At 47.2% G+C, this 13,908-nt stretch carries 12 protein-coding genes; 1 reads left to right on the top strand and 11 read right to left on the bottom strand.

Translation table 11 applies throughout. The annotated features are described in order from the left end of the window. Nucleotides 1-166: 166 nt before the first annotated feature. The 6 genes from ASG85_RS14670 to ASG85_RS14640 form a co-directional block, all read right to left on the bottom strand. On the bottom strand, nt 167-2,530 hold the full coding sequence (locus ASG85_RS14670; RefSeq protein WP_060646641.1) for a glycosyl hydrolase family 95 catalytic domain-containing protein: 2,364 nt from the start codon (nt 2,528-2,530) through the stop codon (nt 167-169). A gap of 1,092 nt (nt 2,531-3,622) precedes the next feature. Continuing rightward, nucleotides 3,623-3,856: a hypothetical protein gene (locus ASG85_RS14660; protein ID WP_057306847.1), complete on the bottom strand. Its 234-nt coding sequence runs from the start codon at nt 3,854-3,856 to the stop codon at nt 3,623-3,625. Nucleotides 3,857-4,158: 302 nt separating this feature from the next. After that, complete coding sequence (locus tag ASG85_RS14655) at nt 4,159-5,352, bottom strand: Ger(x)C family spore germination protein (protein ID WP_057306848.1); 1,194 nt, start codon at nt 5,350-5,352, stop codon at nt 4,159-4,161. 13 nt (nt 5,353-5,365) lie between these two features. Then, nucleotides 5,366-6,892 (bottom strand): spore germination protein, encoded by a 1,527-nt coding sequence (locus tag ASG85_RS14650; RefSeq protein ID WP_057306849.1) that lies wholly within the window; start codon nt 6,890-6,892, stop codon nt 5,366-5,368. A 17-nt stretch (nt 6,893-6,909) separates the two neighbouring features. Then, nucleotides 6,910-8,022 carry a GerAB/ArcD/ProY family transporter gene (locus tag ASG85_RS14645; RefSeq protein WP_057306850.1) on the bottom strand — a complete coding sequence of 371 codons (1,113 nt, stop codon included), beginning with the start codon at nt 8,020-8,022 and terminating at the stop codon, nt 6,910-6,912. Continuing rightward, nucleotides 8,006-8,239: a hypothetical protein gene (locus ASG85_RS14640; protein ID WP_057306851.1), complete on the bottom strand. Its 234-nt coding sequence runs from the start codon at nt 8,237-8,239 to the stop codon at nt 8,006-8,008. The genes ASG85_RS14645 and ASG85_RS14640 overlap by 17 nt, the downstream gene beginning before the upstream one ends. 428 nt (nt 8,240-8,667) lie before the next feature. Here ASG85_RS14640 and ASG85_RS39875 point away from each other — a divergent pair, with 428 nt between their 5' ends. Beyond that, nucleotides 8,668-8,850 carry an EAL domain-containing protein gene (locus tag ASG85_RS39875; RefSeq protein WP_082562574.1) on the top strand — a complete coding sequence of 61 codons (183 nt, stop codon included), beginning with the start codon at nt 8,668-8,670 and terminating at the stop codon, nt 8,848-8,850. Nucleotides 8,851-8,912: 62 nt separating this feature from the next. Here ASG85_RS39875 and ASG85_RS14635 read toward each other — a convergent pair whose 3' ends face one another. The 5 genes from ASG85_RS14635 to ASG85_RS14615 all read right to left on the bottom strand — a co-directional run bounded on the left by ASG85_RS14635 (nt 8,913) and on the right by ASG85_RS14615 (nt 13,883). Further along, nucleotides 8,913-9,620: a FadR/GntR family transcriptional regulator gene (locus ASG85_RS14635; RefSeq protein WP_057306852.1), complete on the bottom strand. Its 708-nt coding sequence runs from the start codon at nt 9,618-9,620 to the stop codon at nt 8,913-8,915. A gap of 23 nt (nt 9,621-9,643) precedes the next feature. After that, the gene (locus tag ASG85_RS14630; protein ID WP_060646639.1) at nt 9,644-10,384 is read right to left on the bottom strand and encodes a LutC/YkgG family protein; all 741 of its coding nucleotides are present in this window, start codon (nt 10,382-10,384) and stop codon (nt 9,644-9,646) included. Beyond that, the gene (locus tag ASG85_RS14625) at nt 10,377-11,894 is read right to left on the bottom strand and encodes a LutB/LldF family L-lactate oxidation iron-sulfur protein (protein ID WP_057306854.1); all 1,518 of its coding nucleotides are present in this window, start codon (nt 11,892-11,894) and stop codon (nt 10,377-10,379) included. Before ASG85_RS14625 ends, ASG85_RS14630 begins: the two co-directional genes overlap by 8 nt. After that, nucleotides 11,891-12,619, bottom strand: a complete 729-nt coding sequence (locus tag ASG85_RS14620; RefSeq protein ID WP_057306855.1) for a (Fe-S)-binding protein — start codon at nt 12,617-12,619, stop codon at nt 11,891-11,893. Before ASG85_RS14620 ends, ASG85_RS14625 begins: the two co-directional genes overlap by 4 nt. Before the next feature lie 307 nt (nt 12,620-12,926). Then, nucleotides 12,927-13,883: an aldo/keto reductase gene (locus tag ASG85_RS14615; RefSeq protein WP_060646638.1), complete on the bottom strand. Its 957-nt coding sequence runs from the start codon at nt 13,881-13,883 to the stop codon at nt 12,927-12,929. Nucleotides 13,884-13,908 lie beyond the last annotated feature (25 nt).

The raw sequence follows: 13,908 nt of genomic DNA, 5'->3' as shown, positions 1-13,908 counted from the left end.
AATCAAGAATTTCTGTTCGGGAGAGGTCGAAAACGAAGTTATGAAATCTGTACATTTCAGCCCCGCCAGAAATTGAAAACGTTCACTAATTCCATTATGCTGTCGGATTTAGCTCCGGTCTTTAGACCTCTTCGGAAATTGTTGTTTTAGAAATGCCGCGGGTTTGCTATGAAGGCTTAACCTTATAAATAAACCCGGGCTCCGTATCGAAAGCAATCGTCCCGCATGCGTTGCTTTCGAACTGGGCGGTTCTGCCGTCCGCTTCCACCTTCAGCGGAACCGATGCCGTAACACAGCAAGGACCGCCGAGAAGCGAACGAATCTCTGCCTTTACGAGCGCGTTGTTCTCCCAGGCAAGGCCGATCTCAAAGCCCCCTCTTGCTCGAAGTCCTTTGACTGAGCCGGTTTCCCATGCATTTGGAAGAGCAGGCAGCAGACGGATGGCACCGGTATGAGACTGCATCAGCATTTCGGCTACACCGGCCGTTAAGCCGAAATTTCCGTCGATCTGAAACGGCGGATGCGCGCCGAATAGGTTCGGATAAACGCCGCCGCCTGTGACGCTGCCCACATCGGTGTGAACGAGATTCAGCACGTTCCCGATTAGCTGCAAGGTGCGGTTTCCGTCGCCGAATCGTGCCCACAGGCTGATTTTCCACGCGAGGCTCCAGCCAGTGCCGATATCGCTGCGCCGTTCGAGCGAGCGCTGGGCCGCTTCGAATAGCTCCGGCGTAGCCTCCGCGGTCAACTGACAGCCGGGATAAACGCCGAACAGATGCGACACATGGCGATGCTGCACATCCTGATCCTCGAAATCAAGAAACCATTCCTGAAGCTGACCGTATTTGCCGATCTGATACGGAAGCAGCCTAGACCTAGCCTCCGCCAGCTCCTCCCGGAAGCTATCGTCCATTCCAAGTATATTCGCCGCCTTGATGCAGTTCGTGAACAAGTCCCAGATCAGTGCATGATCCATCGTCGCCCCTTTGCTGACGGCAGCCATTTGGCCGTTCGGCAATACAAACTTATGCTCGGGGGAGGTGGATGGCGATGTGGCCAGCCGACCGTCCGGTTCCTCCTGAAGCCAATCCAGGCAGAAAAGAGCCGCTTCCTTCATAATCGGATAAGCGTTGTCACGAAGGAACGACGTATCTCCACCGAATGCATAATGCTCCCACAGATGCTGGCTTAGCCAAGGACTGGCCATGAACCAACTCGCCCAAACGGGGTCCCCGTTGCCGAAGTCTCCTACCGGCGCGGAATGGCACCAGATATCGCTGTTGTGATGCGCGACCCATCCTCGGGCGCCATAATTGATGCGCGCGGTTTCCGCCCCCGACTTGGCCAAATTGCCGATGAAATCAAGCAACGGCCCATGGCATTCGGCCAAGTTGCACGTCTCCGCGAGCCAATAATTCATTTCCGCGTTTATATTTAACGTATAATTGCTGCTCCAGGGCGGCCGTATTTCCTTATTCCAAATTCCCTGTAAATTCGCCGCCTGCGTGCCGGGCCGGGAACTCGCGATCAGCAGGTACCTGCCGAATTGAAACAGGAGTTCCACCAGTTTCTTGTCCTTCACTCCGTATTCGGCAACGCGTATGTCTGTCGGTACGTCGCCCGGAATGTCGGATGGCCCCAAATCAAGGATAACTCGATCGTATAAAACGCGATAATCGGCAATGTGAGAGGCATAAAGCTTTGAATAGGTCTTATTAAGAGCCGCGTTCAAGTGTCTCTCTGCGATTGGGGAAGGGTCGACACCCTCCGTTGCCGGATTACGGTCAAAACCATGAAAGCTCGTTGCTGTACTGAAAATGATGGTCGCGGTCGTAGCTGATTCGACATGCAGTCCGTCATGATCGGCATAGGTGCGGCCATCTTCGGTCCGAATAGCGAGCCTTCCATCGAAACGTGTGCCGGATTCGCCATAGCGAATCGGATTGCTGGTCTGATAGTAATTCGGGTCGACATGGATCGGAGCCCTACCTCTCATCACGATGCGTTCGCCCTCGGGACCGGTTTGATGCCGGAGCGGACTCCATAGCTTGGCCGTAAAGTTCAGCATGCCAGGACGGTCAGCCTCGATCCGCATAACAAGAGTTTGATCCGGGAAGGAAATGAAGCAGGTTCGGGTGTATGTGACTTCGCCGATCCTATACCGAACCGATGCGGACGCCGTCTCCAGATCCAGCAAACGTTCGTACTGTGTGGCATTATCGCCGTGATAAAAGTGTACGGTCAAATCCCCCAAAGGCATATATGATTGCGTATAAGGACCCATCGCTTTTTGGCAAAGAGCGTCCGCTTCCTCATAATTCCCTTCGTTAATTAGACGGCGAATTTCAGGAAGCGCCTTCTGGGCGTTCGGGTTCGTCCCGTCCTTCGGTTCCCCCGACCATAGAGTATCCTCATTCAGCTGCAAGCGTTCGGTCTCAATCCCTCCGAATACCATCGCTCCGATACGGCCGTTTCCTAACGGAAGCGCCTCTGTCCAATAGGATGCAGGTTTCGTGTAATTCAGCTTCAAATGATTCGCTCCTCTTCACAAAAAAGTTGCCGCTAACTCCTTCCATACAGAGCCTGTAGCGGTACATACTTCAATTTATTCTCCACCGTACTTCCTCATAGTGTTCGAGCAAGATATCGCGGGGCACCTCCGTTAATATGTTAAGAAAAAAAGCCTCAAAGAGCCATTATCTTCTGACCCCTCCATGCAATCTTTATTTTAACATTATATTTTATTCATCCTATATCGTAATCTAGCATTGATATACTGTTTTTTGATATTTACATATATTCAACCCTCTAAACGCCCAATCCCACGCTCAATTCTCTGTAAGACAGCTTCAGAAGGAAGTCAATTTCCCCTCTAAGCTGGAATCCCCAACCACTGACTCTTTTCCTGAGAGAATTCCCCCAAGGACAGGTCTCGCATCCCCTTCCGTAACTTCATTCTGAAAAAAGAAGAGGTTTCCCCCAGTCATTTTCGATGACTCGCGAATCGCCTTAGCCTTACAGAATACCATTGCGCCAAGCCTTTCGTTCCCGGTTGATAATAATTAGTATTATTAAACCTATCATTTAAATAATTTAAAAATGATGATAGTGTTATTTCTACTTTTGAATCTCTAAAGTCAAATCCACATTTACAAAATAATAACCTTTGTCTATATGGATTAAAGTTTCCTTTTACTTACTCTCAATAAAACACTCAACTTTTGTAAATCAAGCTCTTCTTCAGGTATTAGCACATTATTAAATTAATTGTATTGTTGAAAACCCGCGCGGCGATATAAAATCTTAGAATCTGGTTCACAGTTTTTTTGAAACAAAAACTACAATAAATTTCGAAACATTTACAGTTAAGTTAATTATGAAAATAATAAAAAAACAAAAAAAACAAAAAATGTGATATTCCATAATTAATTAGAAAACGGAGCCCGCAAACCCGTGGCGCTCCGTTTTTGTTGTTCCAGAATTCATTAAAATTTGAAGTAAACCGCGGCAAAATTGGCGGTTTGTTGCAGAATTAGTTAGAAAAATATTCTAGACTTTTAACTGCACTTGCATAAATATACATTCATTTCTAACGAATTTTAGTATTAAATATTTTATTTCATTAATAACTTCGATCCATCTCCAAATTCACCGTCATGATTCTTCCCAGCGCATGAAAAAAGCGTCCTCTTAAGATAAGAGGTACGCCATAACATAGGGCGTGTCGCTGCTGTCGATGGCTATACTTGTATAAAAAATCAACACCTCTCGAAAAATCGCCGAAGCCTACACCGACCCATTGTTTGGACGCTGCTTGGGCAACCATTGGTGCGCCCATATAGGATATGCCTGACAAAAAAATCAGCATCCCAGCATGAAACTTAATAAGTTACGATAAATCCGCATGACTTTTCGATTCATTTACATCTTACCCCCATCACGATTTTAGTAAACGGCATCGGCGTTTTACTCCACTTAACTTTAGCAACTTTCAAGTCATCACTTTTATCAGTTTACTAAAGCCAAATAAAAGAATAATGGAAAATTTGGGCATAAACGAAAAAAAACACGTAATATCAAGCTTTCGCGGCTTTTTTAAATGGGTATAATACAAAGCTGTAGAGGTCTATCCCTATTGACTTCGGAGAGAACTCAGTTTTACTTAATCTCATCCGTGTAGCTTTTCATCTTTAGTCCGGTTCTTCTTATATAGATGGAGACGTCGGCCTTAAGCACTGCGCGCTTGAACTCTTCGTTCCAGTTTTGACGAACTTTTTTGAAAGCGGCCGTATCCTGTCTGTACATATCTTCACCGAATCCAAAAATATCAGATCCGTATTCGACCTGCACCTTCTTCATGGTACTCTCTATGGATGCTTTTAATTTAAGCTCAGCCAATTGTTCCAGTTTTTTGAATGTTTGAGGCTTGGATAAATCGGCTTTGCATGAAATCCCCTCAACGATGCCGTTGATGAATACTTTAACGGTTACGATAGGGGTGCCGGCACTGTAAAACGCCTTTATTTTTGTTCCTGAATCATAAACACTGACATCAAAATGCCCGTTGTCTTTACAGGGTACCGTCACTACAGTGTTTTTAATCATGTTCTGTGTCCATAAGTAGTTGCGCGTATCATCTAAATTGAGGAGTCCGACAAGTTTCTGTTTGTTAAACACGCCTAGTCCCGACAAGATCACATTATTACGAATGATAACGGATTTTAAATTCTCATCTTTCGAGCCTGTTTTCGCATTCCCTTGGACGGTAACCGTGTCGATGACAGGGTCCCTTCCTTCAGATGTGAACGCTTCGATCATGTCTTTCATCTTGACTTGCGAAGCTCCTCCCCAATCATTATTAAAATTGTCGCTTTGCCGAAACAATTTGGTCGAGGGTGAAATACCTGCCGGTATAAGAGTAGAGATGACTTCCAAAGCGGTGCCGCGAGTAACTAAGACCATGTTGAAATCGTCCCGCAGTTCCCAATCTCTTTCCAGAAAATCCAAAAAATCCAGATTGCCCTCACGGGCCACTTCCTCGTTCAGTGCAAATACTCGAACATGCGAATAAATCAATTTTCGAGGAAGCCCTGCATTCATTTTGCGGCGTATTTCCTCTACCGAATTCCCTTCCTGACTATAAACGATAGCTGGAATAGAACCTCCCCCTGTTTTTTTGCCCATTTCCGTCGGATTAATAATTTGTACGGAAAGCTTCCATTTCATGTTCTCGCCTTTATCCAATGCCATCCCAAATACAACAAATAAATTGTTCATTTCAACTGTGGCACATCCTGACAATAGGATTAGCAGTGCTATTCCCGATAATAGAGATCGTTTGATCGTATTCATTGCTGGAGGCCCCTCAATCTTTTGTTTTTTTGTTCATTTTGTAAAGCGGCGATTTTGTTTTTAAGAAGAAGCTTCTTTGGAACATTTTTGGATAAGGCAGACGAATCCATACCCCGATAATATCCCGTCGAGAGGAAGGCGCTAATGGTGTTAAGTAAGGAATTCCCAGCGAATTTAGCTTTACTAAATGAATCATGATGAGAATTAAACCGAACCCGATACCGTATAAACCCAATGCAGCACTTAATAGGATTAACATGAAACGAAGCAAACGAAGAGTAAGTGCCATGGAGTAAACAGGCACGACAAAACTGGCAATTCCTGTAAGTGAAACGATAATGACCATAACACTCGACACGATACCAGCTTCGACTGCAGCCTGTCCGATTACCAAAGTACCGACAATGGACACCGCATTGCCGACAGCTCTCGGCATACGTATTCCAGCCTCCCTGAGAATTTCGAAGGTGGTTTCCATAAGCAGTACTTCGATGACGGTAGGGAAAGGAACCAATTCCCGTTGTGAAACAATCGTGATTAACAACAAGGACGGTATCAGTTCTTGATGATAGGTCGTGACTGCCAAATAAAACGCTGGCAATATCGTAACAAGAAAAAGCGAAATGAAACGAATCAAACGGATGAACATTGACATTAGGTAGGATTGATAATAATCTTCCTGGCTTCGGAAGAAATCGTTGAACACAGCTGGAGCTATAATCGCAAACGGGCTTCCATCCACGATGACAACTATCTTCCCTTGGATTAGGCTACCGGCTGCAGTATCAGGTCTTTCTGTGTTAAGAAACATGGGGAAAGGCGAATACATATTGTCGCTTAGCGATTCTTCGAGAACAGAAGAATCCATCAACGCGCCAATTTGCAGCCGCTGCAGACGGAGGCGCAATTCCGCCACGATGTGCTCGTTTGCAATATTTTGCATGTATGCCATGACAACCGAGGTATTCGTATCTTTGCCTAGCTGTAGGGATTCAAATCGAAGAGCGGTATGTTTGATCCGGCGCCGGACAAGGGAAATATTTGTTTGCATATTTTCCGTGAACGAATCTTTCGGACCACGGATGATGGTTTGCGTGGTAGGCTCTTCGATGCTTCGGGACTTGAGATTAACAATTGAAAGAGCAAGAGCTTTATCAATTTGATCGAAGAATAATAAAGCATATCCGTCCAATAGGCTTGATAAAGCTTTCTCAAGTTCGGTTACGATGAGATAAGAAAATCCCGGAAACAGCTGCATCCGGAAATGCTCCAAGTCATTGAAATCTTGGGATGCATGGGCAGGAGACAGTAAAGGCTGTCTGATGGTGTCGATTTCCTGCGTGTTTGTCATACTATCGAGAAAGCATAATAAGGCGCTTTGCCTATCCACAAGCATCCGGTCGAAGCGAATGTCAAGGGTATTGCCGAACGCCGCTTTGAGATTATCCAGATTCGTTTCCAAAATGGGCGATAAGGGAGCATTGTTCATTCCTTCGGGAAGCAGCGAGTTTCTCGTCGTTGCTTGATCTGTATTATTCATCGGAAAGTCCCACCTTACTATTTATTGCCTGCAGCTGCCCGTTTTCTAGTTCTCCATATTACGATTCCGCATAATACGCATGGAAAAGCGATTTGAAACGGAATATGAAGGATATAGGGAACGAGTTTAATGCCTTCAAAAACGTGTTCGGCAAAATTATGGGAAACTACAACAGACAAGACCGAAAGGATCAACCCAATTGGAATGACAAACAATTGATATCGTACGTTCGTCAAATGTTCCAATCCCTTTAGTCCGCCGTAAAAGAAGACGGACACTTTGATCACGATGCCCAGCATCACGATGAATGTCGCTAGCGCATCAATACGTTCAATAAAATATCCTATGGTTAAAATGCGTGCGGCGCTAAGCAATGGGAAGGTTGCCCTTGTTCTTGCATCTATGCCAATCGTGCCGATTTGGATAATACAAGAGAAGACGATAACAAAAGAACTAGCTAAGATAGCAAACATACCGACGCGCCGAGCTTTCGAGAACTGCGAGGTGAACGGAATGAACATTGTGAATGCGATCAACTCACCAAACGGAAAAGTAATCACGCTCGGGAATGCAGCTTTAATAATCGGTCCGATACCTTCGCCCATAACGGGCAACAGTCTTTTATACGAGACGTCCCCGTCGGCAATTAAAAGAATGCCGATCAGAAATAAAAAACCCATCAAGAGCGGAGCAAATAACTCTCCGATCCGACCCATGATTTGAATCCCCGAGCTTGTAAGGTACATACAAAGGATATAAAAGAAAAGATGCAAGATCTCAACTGGCGTCTGGGTCAAGAGTGTGGTTTTCATGATCTCTATTAAGTCACGATCTACCCGTATGCAAATGTAGAAGAAATATATAACATAAAGGTAAATAAATACGGCCGCAATTGGCTTACCCATGGCAAATTCCATGATTTGAAAGAAATTCCGTTCTGGCAGCCGAAGCATAAACCCGAAGTAGATCAGCAGCAGAGCGACTCCCACTGCAGATGACAGTAAGATCGAAATCCATGCGTCCTGTTTAGCATCGCTGCCGATGCCGAAAATGATGGCGCTGCCTGTTTCAAATGTAACCATCAGCAAAAATAGTTGTGATAGAGATATTTGCTCACGACTTGGATTCATTGCGGTATACCGATCGAAATTTTTTGATGTCCATAAATAGACTTACGACCAATGCCATAACTAATTGCAGGAGCAGGATGGGCCCCCCGAAGCTCGTGTGAATGCTTGCCAATTCCAGGTAAGATTGAAACAAAGATTGCTGGTAGATGATTGCGTCGAAGAGAGCCAAAACCGTAATGAGGCTTAAGAATACAAATATAAACGTCAAAGAAACCATGTGGAACGACTCCTTTTGGTACATTTTAGTTTATGATGTTCAATTTGGAAAATTTTATACCAAAGCGGGATCGATCTGGCGGTAGACAAGAAGGGCAATATATGTCATTGAGGTTAACCTTCATAATCCGGCTCATTTTTTTCCAAAGTGATGAAATACAATTTTTACCAGACCATCAAACGTCTTTTTACCGAATACTGTAAATATAACAAGCGACGGATATTAAAAAAGAACCGCCGGAGCCACTGCGATACCTTCTCAGTAGGAACTTATAATTTATAAAAAAAAAAAGTGATATTCCAGAATTAATTAGAAAACGGAGCCCGCAAACCCGCAGCGCTCCGTTTTTGTTGTTTCAGAATTTGTTAGAATTAAGTGAACAGCGCTGCGAAATTGATGGTTTGTTGCAGAATTCATTAGAATAAAAAATTGAAATAGCACGCAGCTTAAAGCTGGATATTATTGCGGAGGGCGTTGAAACAAAGGCACAATTTGATTTTCTAAAAAGTCACGGCTGTGACCAGGTACAAGGTTACTTATTGGCTGGGCCTTTATCAGCCGATCAGTTTGAACGCAATTATGTGCTCCGATTGCGTGCTGCTGGAAGCTAGCCAAATTGGGAAATGCGAAAACGACCGATCTCCTTTGGGAATGGCCGTTTTTTTTTCACATTTTATATATATTTGATTAAAATACTTTCCACATGCTCCAAATGCACTCGCATCGCTTGAGAGGCTAGCTCAGGATCTCCGCTGTGAATCGCTTCATAGATAACTTTATGTTCCTTCAAAAGCTGAACAGCCACTTCCTGATTCGCATACAGCTCCGCACGACGAATGTCGCGAATCATCATTTCCATCGCGTTGCGGATCGAATCGCACGTCTGCATCATGATTGCGTTATGCGTCGCTTGCACAAGCAGCTCGTGGAAGACAAGATCGGTTCGTTCACCCTCTGCATCATCGTTAATCGAGTTCTCCATATCCTGCATGATGAGCTGGAGTTGTGCGAGATCCTCGGGCGTTCTCTTCCGCGCAGCAATGGCTGCGATCGAGATCTCCAACGATTGTCTCACTTCCATGAGCTCGAGGAGCGTCGTCCGATTCATGCGAAGTGACGTCCACTCGGGCAGTGACACCTCGGCAGGCGCTTGCCGAATCACGCGACACGCGCCGCCTTGGCGAATCTCGATAAGACCCATCGCCTTTAAGGCGCTGAGAGCCTCCCTCATCGTGGAACGACCGACGCCGAAACGCTCGGACAGCTCTTTCGTGGAAGGCAGCTTATCGCCCATTTTCAACTGGCCATGTACAATCATATCTTTGATCTGCTGGGCAATCTCATCATAGTGATTCTGTTTGTGCAGCTTCGTAACTTCCATAGGGGTACCTCTTCTATCAGGTTCTATCCGATAAGCAGCACGTGAACAATCCCTGGACCATGCACACCGATCGTCAAATCATTCTCAATGTCCGCCGAACGGCTGGGCCCTGAGATGAAGTGGATGCCGGCAGGCAGGTCTTTCCTTGCTATCTGATCGAATGGGGTGAGAATTTCGCCTAGTCTCGTTTTCAAGCGTTCAATCGGCAGCAGGACGATCAATGCCGTTGGCAGCAGGCTGACCGAACGGCCTTTTTCTTTCGATGATAACACAGTTAGCGATCCCGTGTAAGCCGCCGCATAGTCAGCAAGGACGATACCCAGATCGGCATTCGCTGCGCTGGCCTTCCAGTTGGTTTCTTCATCGGTATTCCACACCGCTAGGTCGACTTCTGGGAGAGCATCGGCTAGTTCCAGCGCATGTAACTCCGCTTGATTCTGGTGGATCACACGTCTGACACTTAGCGTGCCCACGAGTTCTTGGATGGTTGCTTTCGCCGCCTCCATCGAAGGGACTCTGACAACATGCCCGCCTGCGGCATGGAAGTTGGCCGTGAAGTTCTCGATGCGCTCCTCGGGTGACCAGTCAAAAGCTTTCCAGCTATCCGATGCCCCTTGGAAAGGATGTGTAGGCTTCTCTGTTACCCGTGCACGCCCCAGTTTCTGGGCGATGCCTTGGATGAATCGTTCTTGCTCAGCCAGGGATTGCTGATCCAGCTTATTTAACTTCGCCTGCCAGTCTGGCGTAATGTCTCGTCTAGCCATGATGGTTTCCTCCCTTTTTGCCCCGAGCGGCTAGTGCGTCCGCCATTCTTGCTTGGATAGCAGGATCAGCCTCCGTAAGCCCATGACGAATCTCTTGCTCGAGTGTTTTCCAGCCGTCGCGGAAGGATGCCTTCGGAAGGCTCGGCGTTACGCGATAGGAGTTCCACCCTTTGAGCGGACCGACCTTCAGACGAATGCCCCCTTCACGGACGACCAGCTTTTGGCCGATTCTGCCCAGCTTGAGTACGGCGTTGAGACGCTTGGCATTGCCCATCACCGCAGCAAAGCCCTTCATACCCACTGCCTCGATCTTGTCAACATGGCCCGCTTCCACCTTGCGCCTGCGCAGTGACACCAGCATGTCATGCAGTGGAATCTTCACCGGGCATGCTTCATAGCAGGCTCCGCAAAGACTTGAAGCATTGGCGATGTCATCCCATTCCGCCACGTTTTTCTTAAGTGCTGGTGTGAGCACCGCTCCGATAGGGCCACTGTATGTGCCGCCGTAGGCATGACCGCCGATATGGCGGTACACCGGACACGCGTTCAAACATGCGCCGCAACGGATACAGTTGAGCAACTCTTGGAACTCCGGGTCTCCGAGCTGCTGCGAGCGCCCGTTGTCTACGATGATGATGTGCATCTCATCCGGCCCATCAGCGTCCAAATCTCTTCTCGGACCTGTGATGCCTGACATGTAGACGGTCAGTTTTTGTCCCGTTGCTGAGCGCGGAAGTAGTGTCGCCATGACCTCGAGGTCAGCCCACGTAGGGATAATGCGCTCCATCCCCATGAGCGTGATTTGTGTCTTGGGCACCGTTGTGACCATGCGGGCGTTGCCTTCATTTTCGAACAAGACCATCGATCCGCTCTCCGCAATGGCAAAATTGCAGCCCGTCATCCCAATATCCGCTTCCAGGAATTTCTCTCTTAATTTCTTGCGAACATAGCCAGCCAGAATCGTCGTATCCGGGGCCAACGTCTCCCCAGCATCCTTCGATAATAGCTCAGCGATTTGATATCTATTTTTATGTATAGCTGGAATGATAATATGGGATGGTGTTTCGTCCGCTAACTGAATGATGTACTCGCCTAGATCTGTTTCTATTGCTTCGACGCCGATGGAAGCCAGCGCTTTGTTCAAATGCAGCTCCTCCGTCACCATCGACTTGGATTTGACGACCGATTTGGCTTGTTTGGCTGCTGCTATTTCCAAGGAAATTTTGACCGCCTCAACATCCGTATCCGCAAAATGCACATGAACCCCATTCGCTCTCGCATTGTTCGCAAACGTCGTTAAGTAATAATCCAAATGAGCGATCGTATGCAAACGAATCTGTCTGCCGCGTTCCCGCCAATCGTCCCAGTTCCCATGATCGGCAGCTGCCTTCAACTTGCCGTCGCGCAGGCGCTCCGTCGTAAACTTAACCGCTTTGCGCAGAAACTCATCATTCAGCGCGATATCCGCCCGTTCCTTAACCGTTGATGATTTCCCCGTCGTGTGACTCATGCTCGCTTCACCCCTTCATATAGCAGCTCAGCTAGATGCATCACCCTCACCGGCTCATTCCGATAACGCAAATTGCCCGCAATATTCATCAAGCAAGCCAAATCCAGCCCAACCAGCACCTCTGCCTCAGTTTCCTTCACATGATCTACTTTCTCCTGTACCATCGCACCGGAAATATCGGCCATCTTTACTGCGAAGGTTCCGCCAAATCCACAGCAATCCTCAGCAAAAGGAAGCGGCACTAGCTCCATTTCTTTGACGTTTTGCAAGAGGGCGAGCGGCTCTGATTTGACGCCGAGCAGTCTACTTCCGTGACAGGAAGGGTGGTACGTCACTTTATGTGGGAAAACAGCACCCAAGTCCGTGATATTAAGAACACTTACAAGGAACTGTGTGAATTCATAGGTCTTACTCTGAAGCTGTATGGCCTTCTCCAGCCACTCCGGCTCATCCTTAAATAGATTCGCGTAGTGATGAATCATAAACGTGCAAGAGCCCGAAGGCGAAATCACAAAATCGCTATCTTCAAATGCGGTAAGTAGCGTCTTCGCTGTTGTTCGCGCCTCATCCCAGTAGCCGCTGTTGTATGCAGGCTGACCGCAGCAGGTTTGTACAGTCGGTAATTCTAGCAGAACTCCATAATGCCCGAGTAGTCTTGCAATCGCTTCGCCGACCTTGGGATATAATGCATCACTTAGACACGTAATAAATAAGGAAACCTTCATGAGAAGCCCCACTTTCTTTCGTTAACTTATCAGGTTGTCAGACATGTTGAGTTTAACACAAACCCCCTTGTCTTGAGAAGGGGCATATGGTGCGAATTACATCATTTTTTTTGTGGACAGTCCGGTTATCGCTGCATCCCAGTTAAGTGAATTCCAGTATAAATCATCTTTTTGAAGTAATTAATAAATCCCGCCCCAAAGACATTCTCTTAGGGACGAGATTATTGTTCCAATTCAATGAATCACCCGAGCAGCTCGGTCACGAATCGATCTAGATGACCATGATTTCCCCTACCCACTAAGCAAATCAATTCCCTTCGGGATCTTCCGTATCATAGCCAAATTCATCAAGCGCCGGCCATAGTTCAGCGGCAATCGGGTAATTCGCGAGCTCCAATGTCTGGGCTACCCGTTCCGGTTTACTCATCCCGACGACCGTGCTGGCGATCCGCGGGTCGCGAAGCGAAAATTGAAGTGCTGCGGCGGCTAGTGGCACATTGTGTTCCTGGCAAACTTTGGCGAACATACGCGCACGTTCCACTACGATTGGCGAAGCATCGCTATAGGCATACCGAGCGTATGCTTCCGGACCTTTAGCTAATATGCCGCTGCCATAAGGAGCAGCGTTAATGACGGCGACGCCCAAGCGACTCGCGACATCAAGCAATGGTTCGGCAGCTCGATTGAGCAGCGTATATCGATTGTGGGTTTCTACTGCGCTGAAAGCTCCCGTTTCGACATAACGAATGAGCATATCGATCGGTCCGCCGGATATGCCGATGTGTTCGATGATACCTTGCTCTTGAAACTTATGAAGTACTTCTAAAGGTCCGCCGGTTCCCATCACATTTTCGAAAGTGGTATGTTCAGGATCGTGGATGTAAACGTATTGCAGACGATCAAGTCCTAATCGTTCGAGACTTCCTTCGATGGAACGTTTGATCTGTTCACCGCTGAAGTCGCCGGTCTTGAAGTCGCGGTCGGCTTTGGTAGCCAACACGTACCCAGCCGGAAGGCCACCATTCGCTCGAATAGCCTTGCCAATCCGCCGTTCACTCTCACCTTCGCCGTATGCTGCAGCCGTATCTATAAAGTTGATCGGGCTTTCGAAAGCGGTACGCAGCGTTACCAAAGCTTGTTCCTCCGACGTGCTATATTGAAAGGTTTCCGGCATATCCCCGAGCGGAGCGGCTCCAATACATAGCGGCGATATGAAGAGGCCGGTACGACCAAACGGTCGTTTGGATAATAATGCGTTCGTCATGGAGTGTTCCTCCCTTTCTGTTACT

The sequence above is a fragment of the Paenibacillus sp. Soil724D2 genome (assembly GCF_001427935.1).
GTDB lineage: Bacteria > Bacillota > Bacilli > Paenibacillales > NBRC-103111 > Paenibacillus_E.
Note: the sequence above shows the minus strand (reverse complement) of the source record. Positions and strands in the feature narration are given on the sequence as shown.